This window comes from Cupriavidus sp. WGlv3, assembly GCF_023952475.1.
Taxonomy (GTDB): Bacteria; Pseudomonadota; Gammaproteobacteria; order Burkholderiales; family Burkholderiaceae; genus Cupriavidus; species Cupriavidus phytorum.
In genome coordinates this window covers 682333-698129 of sequence record NZ_JALHRX010000001.1, presented here as the reverse complement: position 1 = coordinate 698129, position 15797 = coordinate 682333, and the positions used below count along the sequence as shown (strand labels likewise).

Sequence of the window (15797 nt, the reverse complement as noted above, 5' to 3'; positions counted from 1 at the left end):
TGGGCTTGCTCCTGTCAGCGCGCGGTGAGCATCACCGCTTCCAGCTCGAAGCTGCCGTCGTCCTGCACGCGATAGTGCTCGCGCACTTCCGCGGGCGCCACCTGCCACAGGTGCTGGATTGCGGCCACCGCCACCGTCGGCGTGCGCATGCGCTGCACCCAGCTGTCGAACTCGATGCCGATGCGCCAGGTTGCGGAGACGGCAATCGCTTCCGCGGCAAAGCCGGCGGCTTCGAACATCGCGCGCCAGCCCGCCGGGGTGTAGTCGCGCACGTGCGAAGGGTCGCGCAGCAGTTCGACCGATTGCAGCCAGGTATCGCGCAGCGGGTCCGGCGTGCCGGCGATGTCGATCATCACCACCTTGCCGCCGGGCTTGAGCACGCGGCGGATCTCGGCCAGCGCGGCCGGCACGTCGCGCCAGTGGTGCGCGCTCATGCGCGACACCACGGCGCAGAAGCTGGCATCGTCGAACGGCAGTTGCTCGGCCGCGCCCTGGCGGGTGCGCACATTGGCCAGCCCGCGCTCGCGCGCCGCGGCCTCGACCACCGCCAGCATGTCGGCCGACAGATCGTAAGCGGTCACCTCGCCCGCCACCGCTGCGGCGGCAAAGCTGGCATGGCCGGCGCCGCAGCCCAGGTCGAGCACGCGGCTGCGCGCGCGGTTGGCCGCGGGAATCAGCGCGGCCAGTTCGTCCTTCAGTTGCTGCAGGTCCGCGCCGCTGGCGTGGACCGCGCTGGTGAGATAGGCGCTGGCGGTGGCGCCGAACTGGGCGGCGACGAGTTCCTGTTGCTGCATGGTGCTGGGCTCCTTTAAGCCGCGGCCGAGCGAGGTCGGGCGGGCGCTGTTGTTGTCGGCGAGGGGACTTGCCCGCGAGGCGGCTTCGACATACTGTAGGCGGGCCGTTTTCCCGGTACAAGTCACCGCTTTATCCTGGTATAAGCGCCACCAGCCTGCCATGCCGCCACTCGCCCCGCCTGCCGATCCGCCATCCTCGCCAGCCTCGCGCGAAGCCGTGCTCGGCGCCTTCCTGCGCGCGCACCGCGAACGCCTGGCGCCGGCGGACGTGGGCCTGGCGCCCGGGCAGCGCCGCCGCACGCCCGGCCTGCGCCGCGAGGAAGTCGCACACCTGGCAGGGCTGAGCACAACCTGGGTGACATGGCTGGAGCAGGGCCGGCCGGTGGCGCTGTCGGCGCGCGCGCTGGCCAGCCTGGCTGTGGCGCTGCGGCTGTCGCGCGCCGAGCGCGCCTACCTGTTCGAGCTGGCCGGCCGGCGCGATCCGCAACACGCCGCCGGCGAGCCGGTGCCGCCCGCGGTGCTGGCCAGCGTGCATGCCATCGACGGACCGGCGTATCTGCTCGACCGCCAATGGACCGCGCTGGCCTGGAACGCCGCCGCCGCGGACCTGTTCATCGGCTGGCTCGAGGCCGCCGCCACCGAGCGCAACCTGCTGCGCGCGATGTTCCTGTCGCCGGCGCTGCAGGCACTGGTGCAAGACTGGCCCCATCGCGCCGCACGGCTGGTGGCCGAATTCCGCGCGCACAGCATCCGCCACGCCGATGCGGCGCCGACGCGGGCATTGATCGAGGGATTGATGGCGGAAAGCGCCGACTTCCGCGCCGCCTGGCTGTCGCAGGACGTGGAAGAACGCGAGGGCGGGCGCCGCGGCTTTCGTCATCCGCGCCAGGGCGCGTTGCAGTTCGAGCAGCTGACGCTGGTGCCGGCGGCGGCGCCGGGGCTGATGCTGGTGATGCTGCTGCCCGGCTGAGCGGGCAGCAGCCAGGGCTACTTACTTGGGCTGCATCCGGATCGCGCCGTCCAGGCGGATCACTTCGCCGTTGAGCATGGGATTCTCGATGATCGAGCGCGCCAGCTTCGCATATTCGGCGGGCCGGCCCAGCCGCGACGGGAACGGCACCATCTTGCCCAGCGCGTCCTGCACCTCCTGCGGCATGCCCAGCAGCATCGGGGTCTCGAACAGCCCCGGGGCGATGGTCATGCAGCGCACGCCGTCGCGCGCCAGGTCGCGCGCGATCGCCAGCGTCATGCCGACCACGCCGCCCTTGGACGCGGCATAGGCGGCCTGCCCGATCTGGCCGTCGAAGGCCGCCACCGAGGCGGTATTGATGATCACGCCGCGCTCGCCTTCGCTGTCGGGGGCGTTCTGCACCATCGCCGCGGCGGCCAGGCGGATCATGTTGAAGGTGCCGATCAGGTTGATGCGGATGGTCTTGTCGAAGGCATCGAGCGGATGCGGACCATTCTTGCCGACCGTCTTGTTGGCGGTGGCAATGCCGGCGCAGTTGACCAGGCCGGCAAGGCGGCCAAGCGACTGCGCCGCCGCGACCACGGCCTGGCCATCGCCTTCCGAGGTGACGTCGCAGCGCACGAAGCGGCCGCCGGTCTCGCCTGCCAGCGCCTGCCCGGCGGCCTCGTTCAGGTCGGCAATGACAACCCTGGCGCCGGCTTCGGCGAGCAGCCGGGCGGTGCCGGCGCCAAGCCCGGAGGCGCCGCCGGTAATGATGAAGACGTTGTCCTTGATTTCCACGATGCTGTCTCCTCGGTATGGTTTCCGTTTACGTAAACGTTAAGCATTGTACGGAGGCAGGGCCGATGTGCAAGGGGGGCCAGGCGAAGAAATCGAGGGGTAGCGGTGCCTAAGCGCCGATTAGCGACGCGGTGCATTGGCAAAAAAAAAAGCGGCCGGGCGGCCGCTTTTTTCATGGCTGTCTGCACCAGCGAGGCACTTACTTCAGCGCCTCGAACACCCGCGCCGTGATTTCGTCGACGTTGCCGACGCCCAGGATCTTGCGGTACTTCGGCGGTGCCACCTTGGCCGCGGCGTCGCCGTTGGCGGCCCATGCCGAGTAGTAGTCGACCAGCGGACGGGTCTGCTGCGAGTAGACGTCGAGGCGCTTCTTGACGGTTTCTTCCTTGTCGTCGTCGCGCTGGATCAGCGGCTCGCCGGTCTCGTCGTCGACGCCCTCGGCCTTGGGCGGGTTGTACTTGAGGTGGTAGGTGCGGCCCGATGCCACGTGCACGCGGCGCCCGCTCATGCGTTCGATGATGGCGTCGAACGGCACGTCGATCTCGAGCACGTAGTCGATCGCCACGCCCGCGTCCTTCATCGCCTCGGCCTGCGGGATGGTGCGCGGGAAGCCGTCGAACAGGTAGCCGCTCTTGCAGTCGTCCTGCTTCAGGCGGTCCTTCACCAGGCCGATGATGATGTCGTCCGACACCAGTCCGCCCGCGTCCATGACCTTCTTGGCTTCCACGCCCAGCGGCGTGCCGGCCTTCACCGCGGCGCGCAGCATGTCGCCGGTGGAGATTTGCGGAATGCCGAACTTCTCGCAGATGAACTTGGCTTGCGTGCCTTTGCCGGCGCCAGGCGCGCCCAACAGGATCAAACGCATTTACGGGTCCTCAGAGTTTTTAATCCGGTATGGCAGGAGATCAGAAGGAGGGTAACGCCGTAACTTGACGCGAGACTGACTGCGGTCCCGGTGCGCGCTGACTGCGTTCAGCGCGGGCACGGCTCAGGCGTACCCACGCGTACGGCCGGCGGCGGCTGCCAGGGGGATGGCGGCGCGGCGCACCGGACGGGCTCTATCTTTATCTCCCCACCGAGCCTTGGCCGGCGGCGCGATTGCTCGCGCCAGCGGGGCGGCTCTGTATCGGCAAGCATTATGCCATGAGGCAGCGGGGATTCGGCCCGAAATCGGCCCCCCGGTTCGGTTGCAGCAGAATCGACCTGAGCGGGCGGGCGCCGCCCGCGCCGGCGGCGATGGCTGGGGGATGCCGGTCAGGGCCCTTCCTGGGCCATCGACTGCGCCCACAGCGCGCGCACCCGCTCGAGGTCGGCCTGGGTGTCGACGCCGGGCGCGGGCGCGCCGGCGGTCTGCATCACGGCGATGCGCTCGCCGTGCCACATTGCGCGCAGTTGCTCCAGCGCCTCGGCCTGCTCCAGCGGCGCTGCCGCCAGCGTCGGGAAGCGGCGCAGGAAGCCGGCGCGATAGGCATACAGCCCGATATGGCGCAGCACCGGCATGTCCGGCAGCGGCACCCGGGCCGACGCGGCGGGCATGGCCGGCACGCCGGACCATGCGTCGCGCGCCCACGGAATCGGCGCGCGCGAGAAATACAGCGCGCGGCCGGCGGCGTCGCACACCACCTTGACCACGTTGGGATTGAACACTTCGGCGCTGTCGTGCAGCGGATGGGCCGCGGTGGCAATGGCGCAATCGGCGTGGTGCGCCAGGTGCAGCGCCACTTCGTCGATCAGCGCCGGCTCGATCAGTGGCTCGTCGCCCTGCACGTTGACGACGATGGCGTCATCGGCCAGGCCCAGTTGCGCGGCAACTTCGGACAGGCGGTCGGTGCCGGAGGGGTGGTCGGCGCGGGTCAGCACGGCTTCGATGCCGTGCGCGGCGCAGGCCTGCGCCACCGCGGGCGCGTCGGTGGCGACCACGGTGCGCTGCGCCGACGACGCATGCGCGCGCTCGGCCACGCGCACCACCATCGGGCGCCCGCCGATATCGGCCAGGGGCTTGTCGGGCAGGCGGGTCGAAGCCAGCCGTGCGGGAATGACGACGGTAAACGCAGGCAGGGTCATGGCCGCGCTGCTCAGTTGCCCGCCGGCGCGTCCGGCTCGATCACGCGGCCCGGCACCGACTGGCGGGCCTCGTCGGCCAGCATCACGGGGATGCCGTCGCGGATCGGGTAGGCCAGCTTGTCGGCGTGGCAGATCAGCTCCTGCGCGGCGCGGTCGTATTCCAGCTTGCCCTTGCAAAGCGGGCAGACCAGGATTTCAAGCAGCCGGTTGTCCATCTCGGTGTTCCTCGTTGCGCCCGGCGGCGCCGCTTGCGGCGGCCGGCGCGGTCGGCGCGGGTTGGATTTGCGCCTGCACGGCGCGGCGGATTTTGTCGATCAGGCCCGCGTCGATCACGGGCCTGGTGGGCACGACCCAGATGCGCGGGTCGTCGAAGCGCTCGCATTTTACGGCATCCTTCTCGGTGATCAGGATCACGTCGGCGTCGAGCGCATCGGGATGGTCGACGAACGGGTCGACCACGAAGTCATAGTGGTCCGGCAGCGGCAGTGTCTTCGGCGCCAGGCCGGCGCCGCGCAGGCTGGCGAAGAAGCGCTCGGGGTTGCCGATGCCGGCCGCCGCCAGCACGCGCCGTCCGGCAAAGGCGCTGAGCGGCCGCGCCATGGTGGGGTCGGCAAGCTGCCAGGCGTCATCGAGCTCCAGGCGCATGCCGTACACGCCCGGGCGGTCCGGCGTGGCGCGGTAGTTGGGGTCGTTGATCAGGGTGGCGTCGCGCGGGCGCGAGAGCGGCTCGCGCAGCGGGCCGGCGGGCAGCATCAGGCCGTTGCCGCCCATGCGCGCGTCGAACATCACGATCTCGAAGTCGCGCTGCAGCTTGTAGTGCTGCAGGCCGTCGTCGAGCAGCAGCACGTTGATGCCGGGATGCGACACCAGCATGGCCTGCGCGCACAGCGCGCGGTCGGGGTAGACCCAGACCGGCACATCGGTGGCGCGCGCGATCAGCAGCGGTTCGTCGCCGACGTCGCCGGCTTGCGAGGTCGGCTTGACCCGGCGCGGGTGCTTCAGCTGCACGCCGTAACCGCGCGAGACCACGCCGGGCCGCAGCCCGGCCTCGGTCAGCGCATGCGCCAGCGCGATCACCGCGGGGGTCTTGCCGGTGCCGCCGACAGTGACGTTGCCCACCACCACCACCGGCATCGGCAGCCGCGTCGACTTGAACCAGCCGCGCTGGTAGCCATGGCGGCGCACCCGCGCGACCAGGCCGAACAGCAGCGAGAACGGCAGCATGAGCCACGCGAACCAGCCGCGGCGTTGCCACTGGGCGGTCACGAAGTCGGCAAGGGCATGGCGGGGAACGGGCATGGACGCGGCGGGCGAGAGTCGATGGTCGGGATGCGATTGTAGTGCGCTCGCGGCTACGCCCCTCGGGCGACCCAACCATTATGGGCATTGGCGTGCGCATGGAGCAAGGCCGCCGGCCGCCGGCGCACGCTGGCGCGCAGGCCGGCCCTGGGGCTCAGCGCGGCTGCGCGCTCTGCGTGGCGAAGGTCAGGCGCGACAGCCCGGCCAGCCGCGCGGCCTCCATCACGTTGACCACGGCCTGGTGCGTGGCCTGGGCGTCGGCATTGACGATCAGCACCGGCGGCTGGCCACCGGCACCCGCGACGGTGCGGAGCTGGTCGGCCAGGCTGGTGACGTCCTTATGCTCCATCACCTGCTTGTTGACCGAGTAGACCCCGCGCGCGGACACCGACACCACGATTTCCTGCGGCTGCTGGCGCGCGCGCTCGGCGTCGGCGGTGGGCAGCTGGATCTGCAGCTCGGTAAAGCGCGAGTACGTGGTCGTGATCATCAGGAAGATCAGGATCACGAGCAGCACGTCGATCAGCGGGATCAGGTTGATCTCGGGCTCTTCGCGCCGCTGGCGGGAACGGAAGTGCATGGCGTTCGGGGTGCGTGCTGCGCTCAGGCGCGGCGCTGCGGCAGGATGGCGTCGAGGAACGAGGTGGCGCGGAATTCCAGCTCGGCCACATAGTCGTCGACGCGGCGGCGGAAGTAGCGCCAGGAGATCAGCGCCGGGATCGCCACGATCAGGCCGAAGGCGGTGTTGTACAGCGCCACCGAGATGCCGTGCGCCAGCTGCTCGGGGCTGGTGCCGGTGCCGCCCTGGCTGCCGAAGATCTCGATCATGCCGATCACCGTGCCCAGCAGCCCCATCAGCGGCGCCACCGAGGCGATCGTGCCGAGCGCGTTCAGGTAGCGCTCGAGCTCGTGCGCGACCACGCGGCCGGCTTCCTCGATCACGTCCTTGGCGGCGTCGCGCGAGGTATGCGGCTGCAGCACCACGTGGCGCAGTCCGGCTGCCAGCACGCGGCCCAGCGGTGAATTCTGTTCCAGCGTGTTGACCACTTCCGGCGTGGCGCGGCGCTGCTGCGCGGCCGCCAGCGCCTCTTCATAGAGCTTCGCCGGCAGGACCTTGCTGCGCTTGAGGGACAGGAAGCGTTCGACGATCAGCGCCAGCGCGATGACCGAGGCGAGCAACAGCGGCCAGATCGGCCAGCCGGCCGCTTGAATGATGGAAAACAATTGGACCCCCGGGATCGACAACCGAATAACGAAACCCCAAACCACCAACCGGCATGCCTTGAGGCGCGTGGGCATGATGCCTTGCTGCGCGCTCCGGCATTGCTCTGAAAAAACAGGCGCCACTCTAACCCGCGGCCTGACGCGCGGCAAGGGACGATGCGCGCCTGTCTCCGGCGCGCGTCGTGTCCTTGCCGCGCTGGCGGCCGCTTTCCACAGCCGGCAGGGACAGTGTTGTGGATCGATTGTGGAAAGCCGCCGGACAAGATGGCTAACTCATTGATCGGAAAGGGCAAAGCCGGTGCTGCTTAAATTTTGTGCAACAGCGCTCCGCAGCGGCTGCGGCGCATCCGGCACGTGCGGCAGCGACGGCTGCCACGGTTTCAGGCCCCGCTTCTGTGCGCAAGCGCACCTTTCGCCACGACTTTCCACAAAGCAGCGGGACAGTACTGTGGAGGGCTTGTGGAAAGGTACCTGAGAGTTTTCATAAGCCATTGATTCCAAAGGCAGTCCCATCCATTGCTTAAAAAACAGGCAGGCAGGCCTATTCTCTGTGGCCCGGCGCCGCAGCGGCCTGGCGGGGTAAAAAACGGGGTTTGTCCACAGCGGCGAGGGAGAGGACTGTGGATGGCTTGTGGATATATCCGGGAGAAGATATCCAAGGCTTTGAAAAACAAGGGCTTTATTGGTATTGCCGAGAAAATGTGCAAATGCAGCAGAAGCGTTCCGAGACGGCGCTGTCGGCGGGCGGCTGTAGGCAGGGAGCAGATCGAGGCGCTTGGCGCATCCGATAAGCGCGCTACCCGCCACGCGGCCTGAAAAAATGCTTTTTAAGCCGCATTCTATCCAGAGAAGCTGTGGATAACTTTGTGAACAAGCCCTTGGCCCGGCATGTAAGTGGTTGATGCAAAAGAGAAATGGTTATATTGCCTAATTTTTGTTGCGCTCATAAACCGCATAAGAATCAAAGGCTTGCACGAATCCATGCGCCTTTCAGGGGAGCGCTCGCCCATCAGCGCTACCCCCTTGACATTGCAGTTATGCTGTGGACATGTCTGATCTTCGTCGCTTGACCGCGGCTGCCCCATGTCTGACTTGCCTAATTTTTCGCGTGACCCTTCCGCCACCACGCCACGCAGCGGCCGCGAGGTGATCTCCGTCGGCGAACTCAACCACGCGATCGCGCGCGTGCTCGAGCGCAGTTTTCCGCTCGCCTGGGTACGGGGCGAAATCTCGAACTTCACGCGCGCCGCCAGCGGCCATTGGTATTTCTCGCTGAAGGACGCGCGCGCGCAGATCCGCTGCGTGATGTTCCGCGGACGCAACCAGCATGTCGACTTCCAGCCGCGCGAGGGCGAAGCGGTCGAAGTGCGCGCCGTGGTCTCGATGTACGAGGCGCGCGGCGAGCTGCAGCTGGGGGTCGAGGCCATGCGCCGCGCCGGCCTCGGCAATCTGTATGAAGCTTTCCTGCGGCTCAAGGAAAAGCTGTCGCAGGCCGGGCTGTTCGCGCCCGAGCGCAAGCGCGCGGTGCCGGCGCAGCCGCGCACCATCGGCGTGGTCACGTCGCTGCAGGCCGCGGCGCTGCGCGATGTGCTGAGCACGCTGCGGCGGCGCGCGCCGCATGTGCCGGTGGTGGTCTATCCGGTACCGGTGCAGGGCGCGGGTGCGGCGCAGAAGATCGCGGACATGCTCGACATGGCGGCCGCGCGCGCCGAATGCGATGTGCTGATCCTGTGCCGCGGCGGCGGCAGCATCGAAGACCTGTGGTCGTTCAATGAAGAGGTGGTGGCGCAGGCGATCGCGCGCTGCACGCTGCCGGTGGTCTCCGGCGTCGGCCACGAGACCGATTTCACCATCGCCGATTTCGTCGCCGACGTGCGCGCGCCAACCCCCACCGGCGCGGCCGAGCTGGTCAGCCCGGATCGCGCGCACCTGCTCGCGCAGACCGCGCGCGCGCGCGACGCGCTCAGGCAATGCCTGCGCCGCGGGCTCGACCTGCGCGCGCAGCACCTCGACTGGCTGGCGCGGCGCGTGCGCAGCCCGCAGGCGCAGCTGCAGGAGCGCCGCGCGCAGGTCGACAATCTGGCGCGACATTTGCGGTCGGCATTGCGTGACACCGTGGTGTCGCAGCGCCATCGCCACCAGTTGCTGGCGATGCGCTGGCGCGCATGCCGCCCCGACGCCGCCGCGGCCCACGCCGACGCGACGCGCCTGTGGCAGCGGCTGCAGGCCGCCGCGCTGCGCCAGCACGAGCGCGCCGGCCAGCGCCTGGCGCGCAGCGCCGGCGCGCTCGAGCTGCTGGCGCCGCAGCGCACGCTTGAACGCGGTTATGCGGTGCTGCTCGACCAGCGCGGACGCGCGCTGCGCGCTCCCGCCGAGATCCGCGCCGGCAGCGTGGTCGAAGCGCATCTGGCCGAAGGCGTGGCCGACCTGGCGATTGCCGGCGTGCAGGCCAAGCTGCCGGAATTCTGAGCCGCCGCGCGGCGCCGGGAACGCCTCCCATGCGCGTGCGGCACAGGCCCGAAAGGCCGCGCCGAAATCTCCCGGAAAGCCGCGCGCGGACAAACTAACATCGGAGCAGGGGGCTTTGCGCCGCGGTTTGCGTGGGTCTTGCAAGTCCCCTACAATCGGCAATTCCGGACCCACAACCCCAACCCACAGAGACAGAACAATGGAACACAAGCTCCCCCCGCTTCCGTACGCGCATGATGCCCTGGCTCCGCACATCTCCAAGGAGACGCTGGAGTTCCATCATGACAAGCACCACCAGACCTACGTCACCAACCTGAACAACCTCATCAAGGGCACCGAGTTCGAAAACGCGACCCTGGAAGAGATCGTCAAGAAGTCGTCGGGCGGCATCTTCAACAACGCCGCCCAGGTGTGGAACCACACCTTCTACTGGGATTCGCTGAAGCCCAACGGCGGCGGCCAGCCGACCGGCGCACTGGCCGATGCCATCAACGCCAAGTGGGGCTCGTTCGACAAGTTCAAGGAAGAGTTCACCAAGGTTGCCGTCGGCACCTTCGGTTCGGGCTGGGCCTGGCTGGTCAAGAAGGCCGACGGCTCGCTGGACCTGGTGTCCACCTCCAACGCCGCCACGCCGCTGACCACCGACGCCAAGCCGCTGCTGACCTGCGACGTGTGGGAGCACGCCTACTACATCGACTACCGCAATGCCCGCCCGAAGTACGTCGAGGCATTCTGGAACGTCGTGAACTGGGACTTCGCCGGCAAGAACTTCGCTGGCTGATCCACGCATCGTCCAGACCGCAGCAAACAAAAAAGGGCCGCCAGGCCCTTTTTTGTTGCCCCCACTCCGTAGTCCCGCACACTCAGCACTTCCTGTGTTCACGCCGTCCCATGGCTGGAACACAGCGACACACCACCGCCCACTACCGGGTCCCGCACCTGCGCCCTAAGCTGCGAATGTCCATGCCAGCGTGGTCCGCCTTCACGATAACAAATCGATATGGTGACCAAAAGAAAATGCGAATGGACGCTGCGATACCCGATTTCTAGAATCCCCTCACGCTGCATCGCCGCGTACATCCGCCGCATGAGATAGCGCAATCAAGAATCCAGACATTGCTGATGCCGTAGTCCGGGCAGGGGTTGCTGCTGCCCGCGATTTCGTGCACGGGGCGGGGCAGGCATCCCCGTATCGATTCGGACAGGCGCAAGACCGACACTGGAGACAACATGAAGAACCCCCTTGCGGGCGCCACCTTTGCGGCGCTCGCGGCCTGCTGCACCGTCGCTTCGGCGCAGAACCACGTCACGCTGTATGGCCGGCTGAATACGTCGATGGAGTATTCCGACGCATCGACGGCATCCGATGGCACCAGGCTGGGCGGCACCGGCCGCCTTACCAACAACCGCTCGGTGTTCGGCATGCGTGGCGAAGAGGCGCTGTATGGCAGTCTGAAGGCGATCTGGCAGATCGAAAGCAATATCTCTTTGGATACGGGCAGCGGGCAACTGGCCAGCCGCAATACCCGCGTCGGGTTGGCCGGGTCGGCCGGCAGCTTTTTCATGGGCAACTGGACCACGCCCTACCTCGAAGCCACGTCGTCCTACGATCCGTTCTATCCGACCACGGCCGGCTATATGGCGCTGATCGGCAACGGCTCGACCCCGACCTCCGACAACGTCCAGGACACCAGTGCCTTCGACCGCCGACAGAAGAACAGCCTGCACTACCGCAGCCCGAAATGGAACGGCTTCAGCGGCGGCGTAACCTGGGGCGTCAATGAAGAGCGCACCACGGTGCCGCGCAACCCGAGCCTGTGGTCGTTCGCCGGGGCCTATGACAACGGCCCGCTGAACGTGGTGCTGGCCTACGAGCGCCACAACAACTACCAGACCGCGGGCCGCGACGACGAAGGCATGAAGATCGGCCTGTCGTACCAGTTCCCGACCACCAGGGTTTCCGTGATCTACGAGCGGCTGCACTACCGCACCGCCACCGGCGACCTGAAGCGCGATGCGTACTACGCCTCGGTGGTGCAGAAGCTGTGGACCGGCAGCCTGCGCGCCGGCGTCGGCTACGCCGGCAATGGCCGCGGCAACGCCACCGAGACCGTCGGCTTCTTCCGCAGCGGTCCGGACACCGGCGCCGTGCAGGCCACCGTCGGCTACGAATACCCGCTGTCCAAGCGCACCTCGGTATTCGGCTTCTACAGCCGCATCTTCAACAAGAAGAACGCCACCTACGACTTTGCCATCAACGAGCTCGGCATCTCCGCCGGCGCCGATCCGCAGACCTTTGCGCTGGGCATGCGCCACGTGTTCTGAGGGCGCTTCGCCCGGGCCATTACCAAGACACCGACGATCCAGGAGACCCCACATGAGATTCCGCCACATGCTGTGCGCCACGCTGGCCGCCGCCTTGTCCTTGCCGCTGCTGCACGGCGCGGCGCGCGCCGACAGCTATCCCGACAAGCCGATCCGGATGGTAGTGCCGTTTGCCGCCGGCAGCGCCACCGACCTGCTGGCGCGCATCGTCAGCGCCGAGATGAGCGCCTCGTCGAACATGCAGATCGTCGTCGACAACCGGCCCGGCGCCGGCGGCACCATCGGCACCGCGGTGGTGGCCAAGGCGCCCGCTGACGGCTACACGCTGCTGCTGACCTCCGCCGGCCATGCGGTCAATCCCACGCTCTATCCGAAGCTGCCGTACGACACCACGCGCGACCTGAAGGGCATCTCGACCGTGGCGACCATGCCCTACCTGCTGGTGGTCAGCGCCTCCAGCCCGTACCGCACACTCAAGGACCTGCTGGCCGCGGCGCGCGCCAGGCCTGACTCGGTGACCTACAGCTCGGCGGGCAGCGGCAGCTCTTCGCACCTGAGCGGCGAGCTGTTCAACGTGAGCGCGGGCGTGCAGACCCGGCATATCCCGTACAAGGGCGCCCCGGCGGCCATCACCGATGTGATGAGCGGACGCGTCGACATGTTCTTCGCCCCGTCGATCACCGCGCTGCAGTTCGTCAAGGACGGCAAGCTGCGCATCCTGGGCGTGGCCACGGCGGCGCGCGTGCCGTCGCTGCCTGACGTGCCCACCATCGCCGAGGCGGGCGTGCCGGGCTATGTGTTCGATGCCTGGTTCGGCGTGCTGGCGCCGGCGGGCACGCCCAAGGAGATCGTGGCGCGCCTGAACACGGCGATGCAGCAGGCGCTGGGTGCGCCGGCGACGCGCGACAAGCTGATCGCGCAAGGCGCCGAGGCCAAGCCGTCGACGCCGGCCGCGTTCGACAAGCTGATTGCCGCCGACATCGCCAAGCTCGAGCCCATCGTCAAGCGCTCGGGCGCGCAGCCGGGCCAGTAACGCTGCATGCAGTGCCGGCGCCCGGCGCGAGTCGGGCGCCGCTTCTTCTGACACACGGAACACAGGTATGGGTTGCATTGCACGTACGCTCGCGCATGCCGTGGCGGCAGCTAGCCTGATGGCTGCCTGTGGGGCACAGGCGCAGGCCGCCGCGCACGCGGACCGGATCCTCGTGAACGGCACGGTGCTCACCATGGACGCTACCGATACGGTGGCGCAGGCCATCGCCATCCGCGGCGAGCGCATCGTCGCGGTCGGCGGCAACCCGCAGATCCGCCGCCTGGCCGGCCCGGCCACCGAGGTCATCGACCTGGGCGGGCGCACGGTGATTCCGGGCCTGATCGACACCCATATCCACGCCATTCGCGGCGGCCAGAGCTATGCCTTCGAGACCTACTGGTACGAAGGCGAAACCACGAGCCTGGCTGCGGGCCTGGAACAGCTGCGCAAGACCGCGCTGGCGCGCGGCCCCGGCAAATGGGTGGCCGTGACCGGCTCGTGGCACCCCGACCAGTTCACCGAGAAACGCGCGCCGACGCCGGCCGAGCTGACGGCGTTGCTGCCTGACAATCCGGCCTACGTGCAGTACCTGTACGACTACGCGCTGGTCAACGCGCGGGCGATCGAGGCGCTGCGCCTCGACCAGCCCGATGCGTTGCCACCCGGCATCCGCATGGAACGCGACCGCGAAGGCCGCCTCACCGGCCGTGTGTTCGGCGCGATCCGGCCGCTGTCGGCACTGTTCGGCCGCATCCTGGCGCAGAGCCAGGTGGATGCCAAGGCCAGCCTGCAGGCCTTCTTCGGCCGGCTCAACAGCCTCGGTGTTACCGCGCTGATCGACCCGACTGCCGGGCCAGGCGCCGCGTACGATCCGCTGTTCGCACTGTGGCGCGAAGACCGGCTGTCGCTGCGGGTGGGCTATCGCATTCCGACCCTGGTCGCGGGCAACGAGGCCGAGTGGTTCCGCAACACGCTGGCCTACCTGCCGCCGCGCATGGGCGACGGCAAGCTGCGTTTCCTGGGACCGGGCGAAATGCTGGTGTTCGGCATGGACGACGGCGTGAAGATGGGGCCCGGATTCCAGCCGTCGGCAAAGGACCGCGAGGAGCTGCTGAAGGTTGCCACCTTTGCCGCCAGCCGCGGCTATCCGGTGGAGATACACGCCTATACCGACGATGCCGCCAACGCCATCCTCGACGTGTTCGAGGAAGTGGCAAAACACCACGACCTGGGCAAGCTGCGCTGGGCCATGGCCCACCTGAACACCGGCAAGCCCGAGACCTTCCGCCGCATGAAGGCGCTAGGGCTGGCCTACACGGTGCAGATGGGGCCGTACTTCGAGGCCGGCGCCATCGGCCACGCCAATGGCCATCATGTGGCCGAGGCCGCGCCGCCGGTGCGGCTGGCCCTGCAGCACGGGCTGAAAGTGGCAGGGGGCACGGATGCCACGCGCATCGGTATCCCGGGCGTCTGGCGTGCGCTGGAGTTCCATGTCGGGGGCTATTCGATCGGCCGGGAAGTCCGGCGCAAGGATGAGTTCCGGCTGTCGCGGCTGGAGGCGTTACGGCTCTATACCGCCAACGCGGCGTGGATTTCGTTCGATGAGGCTTCGCGCGGCACGCTGGAGGCGGGCAAGCTGGCCGATCTGGCGGTGCTGGACCGGCCCTACCTGACCGTCCCGGTTGAAGACATCCACCGCATCCGTTCGGTGCTGACGATGGTGGGTGGCAGGGTGGTGCATGGCGATGGGGGTTTTGCTGCGCGCAAGGAGCGATAGGAGCAGCGAAAGCTCCGCGGAAGGGAAGACGTGCTTAACCGCGCCAACGCCCACTAAGAACCACCCCCGATCTCCCCCAGCACCCTGCAATTCGGCCAGCTCCCAGCCACCGCCAACTCCGTCGCCACCCGCCTCAGCGTTTCCATCACAGCCAGCGTCGCCCGCGACGGCGGCCGTGCCGCGGCATAGCCGATCAGCCGATGCAGTTCGAGCCCTTGCACCGGCACGGCCTGCAGGTGTCCGGCCTCCAGTTCGTCCCGGATCGCCGCGGCGAAATGCACGGTCCAGCCGAACCCGCGCGCTACCAGTCGCCGGGCTACCTCGATCGATTCCACCTCCATCGTGACCTGCAGCTCCAGGCCCTGGCGCGCCGCCAGCGCTTCCAGCGCCAGCCGCACGCCTGACTTCGGCACGCCGGTCAGGATCAATGGGAGGCCCTGCAGCTGTTCGATCTCCACCGGCCCATCACCCAGCGCGGCATCACCCCGCGGGCCGATCGCGCACAGGCTCTCCGCCACCAGCGGCACCGCCGAGACCCCGGAGCTCGACACCGGCCCGCTCAGCAGCGCGACGTCGAGCGTGCCTTGCAGCAGCGCATCCTGCAGCGCGGGAGCGAAATTCTCCACCAGGCGCAGGCGGATCTCCGGATACTGCTCGCGCAGCGTTTCGGCCAGCGGGATGAACAGTAGCGGCGCCAGCGCCGGCGTCAGCCCCACCGCAACCAGCCCGCGCGGCGACGCGGCGAGGTCGGCGATGTCCACTTTGACCTGGTCGGCGTAGCGCAGCAGGAAGGAGGCGCGGTCCAGCAGCACCAGGCCCTCCGGCGTGGGCGTGGCGCCGCGCACGTGGCGCTCCAGCAGGCGCACGCCCAGTTCTTCCTCGAGCAGCCGGATCTGGCGGCTGAGCGCAGGCTGCGCGATATGCAGCGCTGCCGAGGCGCGGCCGAAGTGCTGCAGCGTGGCCAGCACCTTGAAGTAGCGAAGCTGTCGGAGATCCATGGCGTAGCTCTACTGGCCGGATTTGTGCAATCGATTGCACAAATTGTCGAAAAAAACGGCGCCC

15 protein-coding genes are annotated in these 15797 nt (G+C 68.2%); 6 read left to right on the top strand and 9 right to left on the bottom strand.

Translation table 11 applies throughout. The annotated features are described in order from the left end of the window. Nucleotides 1-14: 14 nt before the first annotated feature. Nucleotides 15-794 (bottom strand): class I SAM-dependent methyltransferase, encoded by a 780-nt coding sequence (locus MKD38_RS03295; RefSeq protein WP_252674629.1) that lies wholly within the window; start codon nucleotides 792-794, stop codon nucleotides 15-17. A 160-nt stretch (nucleotides 795-954) separates the two neighbouring features. On the opposite strand from MKD38_RS03295, the gene MKD38_RS03290 reads away from it, so the two are divergent. Further along, nucleotides 955-1764: a helix-turn-helix transcriptional regulator gene (locus tag MKD38_RS03290; protein WP_252674628.1), complete on the top strand. Its 810-nt coding sequence runs from the start codon at nucleotides 955-957 to the stop codon at nucleotides 1762-1764. Between the two features lie 21 nt (nucleotides 1765-1785). Here MKD38_RS03290 and MKD38_RS03285 read toward each other — a convergent pair whose 3' ends face one another. The 7 genes from MKD38_RS03285 to MKD38_RS03255 all read right to left on the bottom strand — a co-directional run bounded on the left by MKD38_RS03285 (nucleotide 1786) and on the right by MKD38_RS03255 (nucleotide 7131). Then, nucleotides 1786-2544 carry a 3-hydroxyacyl-CoA dehydrogenase gene (locus tag MKD38_RS03285; protein WP_252674627.1) on the bottom strand — a complete coding sequence of 253 codons (759 nt, stop codon included), beginning with the start codon at nucleotides 2542-2544 and terminating at the stop codon, nucleotides 1786-1788. A 199-nt stretch (nucleotides 2545-2743) separates the two neighbouring features. Further along, on the bottom strand, nucleotides 2744-3409 hold the full coding sequence (adk, locus tag MKD38_RS03280) for an adenylate kinase (RefSeq protein ID WP_018008913.1): 666 nt from the start codon (nucleotides 3407-3409) through the stop codon (nucleotides 2744-2746). A gap of 389 nt (nucleotides 3410-3798) precedes the next feature. Beyond that, entirely contained in the window at nucleotides 3799-4608 is an 810-nt protein-coding gene (gene kdsB / locus MKD38_RS03275) for a 3-deoxy-manno-octulosonate cytidylyltransferase (RefSeq protein ID WP_252674626.1), read from the bottom strand. Between the two features lie 11 nt (nucleotides 4609-4619). Beyond that, complete coding sequence (locus MKD38_RS03270; RefSeq protein ID WP_012351886.1) at nucleotides 4620-4823, bottom strand: Trm112 family protein; 204 nt, start codon at nucleotides 4821-4823, stop codon at nucleotides 4620-4622. Continuing rightward, nucleotides 4804-5907 (bottom strand): tetraacyldisaccharide 4'-kinase, encoded by a 1104-nt coding sequence (lpxK, locus tag MKD38_RS03265; protein ID WP_252674625.1) that lies wholly within the window; start codon nucleotides 5905-5907, stop codon nucleotides 4804-4806. Before lpxK ends, MKD38_RS03270 begins: the two co-directional genes overlap by 20 nt. A gap of 154 nt (nucleotides 5908-6061) precedes the next feature. Continuing rightward, nucleotides 6062-6487, bottom strand: coding sequence for an ExbD/TolR family protein (locus MKD38_RS03260; RefSeq protein WP_252674624.1), 426 nt, complete (start codon nucleotides 6485-6487; stop codon nucleotides 6062-6064). Nucleotides 6488-6510: 23 nt separating this feature from the next. Continuing rightward, nucleotides 6511-7131 carry a MotA/TolQ/ExbB proton channel family protein gene (locus MKD38_RS03255; RefSeq protein ID WP_252674623.1) on the bottom strand — a complete coding sequence of 207 codons (621 nt, stop codon included), beginning with the start codon at nucleotides 7129-7131 and terminating at the stop codon, nucleotides 6511-6513. A gap of 1083 nt (nucleotides 7132-8214) precedes the next feature. Here MKD38_RS03255 and xseA point away from each other — a divergent pair. From xseA to MKD38_RS03230, 5 genes are all read left to right on the top strand, one after another. Then, nucleotides 8215-9600, top strand: coding sequence for an exodeoxyribonuclease VII large subunit (gene xseA / locus MKD38_RS03250; RefSeq protein ID WP_252674622.1), 1386 nt, complete (start codon nucleotides 8215-8217; stop codon nucleotides 9598-9600). Nucleotides 9601-9799: 199 nt separating this feature from the next. Further along, the gene (gene sodB / locus MKD38_RS03245; RefSeq protein WP_012351891.1) at nucleotides 9800-10381 is read left to right on the top strand and encodes a superoxide dismutase [Fe]; all 582 of its coding nucleotides are present in this window, start codon (nucleotides 9800-9802) and stop codon (nucleotides 10379-10381) included. 449 nt (nucleotides 10382-10830) lie between these two features. Further along, the gene (locus tag MKD38_RS03240; protein ID WP_252674621.1) at nucleotides 10831-11925 is read left to right on the top strand and encodes a porin; all 1095 of its coding nucleotides are present in this window, start codon (nucleotides 10831-10833) and stop codon (nucleotides 11923-11925) included. Between the two features lie 52 nt (nucleotides 11926-11977). Then, nucleotides 11978-12958 (top strand): tripartite tricarboxylate transporter substrate binding protein, encoded by a 981-nt coding sequence (locus MKD38_RS03235; protein WP_252674620.1) that lies wholly within the window; start codon nucleotides 11978-11980, stop codon nucleotides 12956-12958. A 67-nt stretch (nucleotides 12959-13025) separates the two neighbouring features. After that, a complete protein-coding gene (locus MKD38_RS03230) occupies nucleotides 13026-14735 on the top strand; it encodes an amidohydrolase (protein WP_252674619.1) in 1710 nt (569 codons plus the stop codon). Nucleotides 14736-14788: 53 nt separating this feature from the next. Here the strand turns inward: MKD38_RS03230 and MKD38_RS03225 are convergent, their stop codons facing one another. Further along, nucleotides 14789-15733 (bottom strand): LysR substrate-binding domain-containing protein, encoded by a 945-nt coding sequence (locus MKD38_RS03225; RefSeq protein WP_252674618.1) that lies wholly within the window; start codon nucleotides 15731-15733, stop codon nucleotides 14789-14791. Nucleotides 15734-15797: the final 64 nt, after the last annotated feature.

Coding starts and splice junctions, on each gene's coding strand:
- MKD38_RS03295 (WP_252674629.1), bottom strand. CDS start 794: ATGCAGCAACAGGAACTCGTCGCCGCCCAGTTCGGCGCCACCGCCAGC.
- MKD38_RS03290 (WP_252674628.1), top strand. CDS start 955: ATGCCGCCACTCGCCCCGCCTGCCGATCCGCCATCCTCGCCAGCCTCG.
- adk (WP_018008913.1), bottom strand. CDS start 3,409: ATGCGTTTGATCCTGTTGGGCGCGCCTGGCGCCGGCAAAGGCACGCAA.
- kdsB (WP_252674626.1), bottom strand. CDS start 4,608: ATGACCCTGCCTGCGTTTACCGTCGTCATTCCCGCACGGCTGGCTTCG.
- MKD38_RS03270 (WP_012351886.1), bottom strand. CDS start 4,823: ATGGACAACCGGCTGCTTGAAATCCTGGTCTGCCCGCTTTGCAAGGGC.
- lpxK (WP_252674625.1), bottom strand. CDS start 5,907: ATGCCCGTTCCCCGCCATGCCCTTGCCGACTTCGTGACCGCCCAGTGG.
- MKD38_RS03260 (WP_252674624.1), bottom strand. CDS start 6,487: ATGCACTTCCGTTCCCGCCAGCGGCGCGAAGAGCCCGAGATCAACCTG.
- xseA (WP_252674622.1), top strand. CDS start 8,215: ATGTCTGACTTGCCTAATTTTTCGCGTGACCCTTCCGCCACCACGCCA.
- sodB (WP_012351891.1), top strand. CDS start 9,800: ATGGAACACAAGCTCCCCCCGCTTCCGTACGCGCATGATGCCCTGGCT.
- MKD38_RS03240 (WP_252674621.1), top strand. CDS start 10,831: ATGAAGAACCCCCTTGCGGGCGCCACCTTTGCGGCGCTCGCGGCCTGC.
- MKD38_RS03235 (WP_252674620.1), top strand. CDS start 11,978: ATGAGATTCCGCCACATGCTGTGCGCCACGCTGGCCGCCGCCTTGTCC.
- MKD38_RS03230 (WP_252674619.1), top strand. CDS start 13,026: ATGGGTTGCATTGCACGTACGCTCGCGCATGCCGTGGCGGCAGCTAGC.
- MKD38_RS03225 (WP_252674618.1), bottom strand. CDS start 15,733: ATGGATCTCCGACAGCTTCGCTACTTCAAGGTGCTGGCCACGCTGCAG.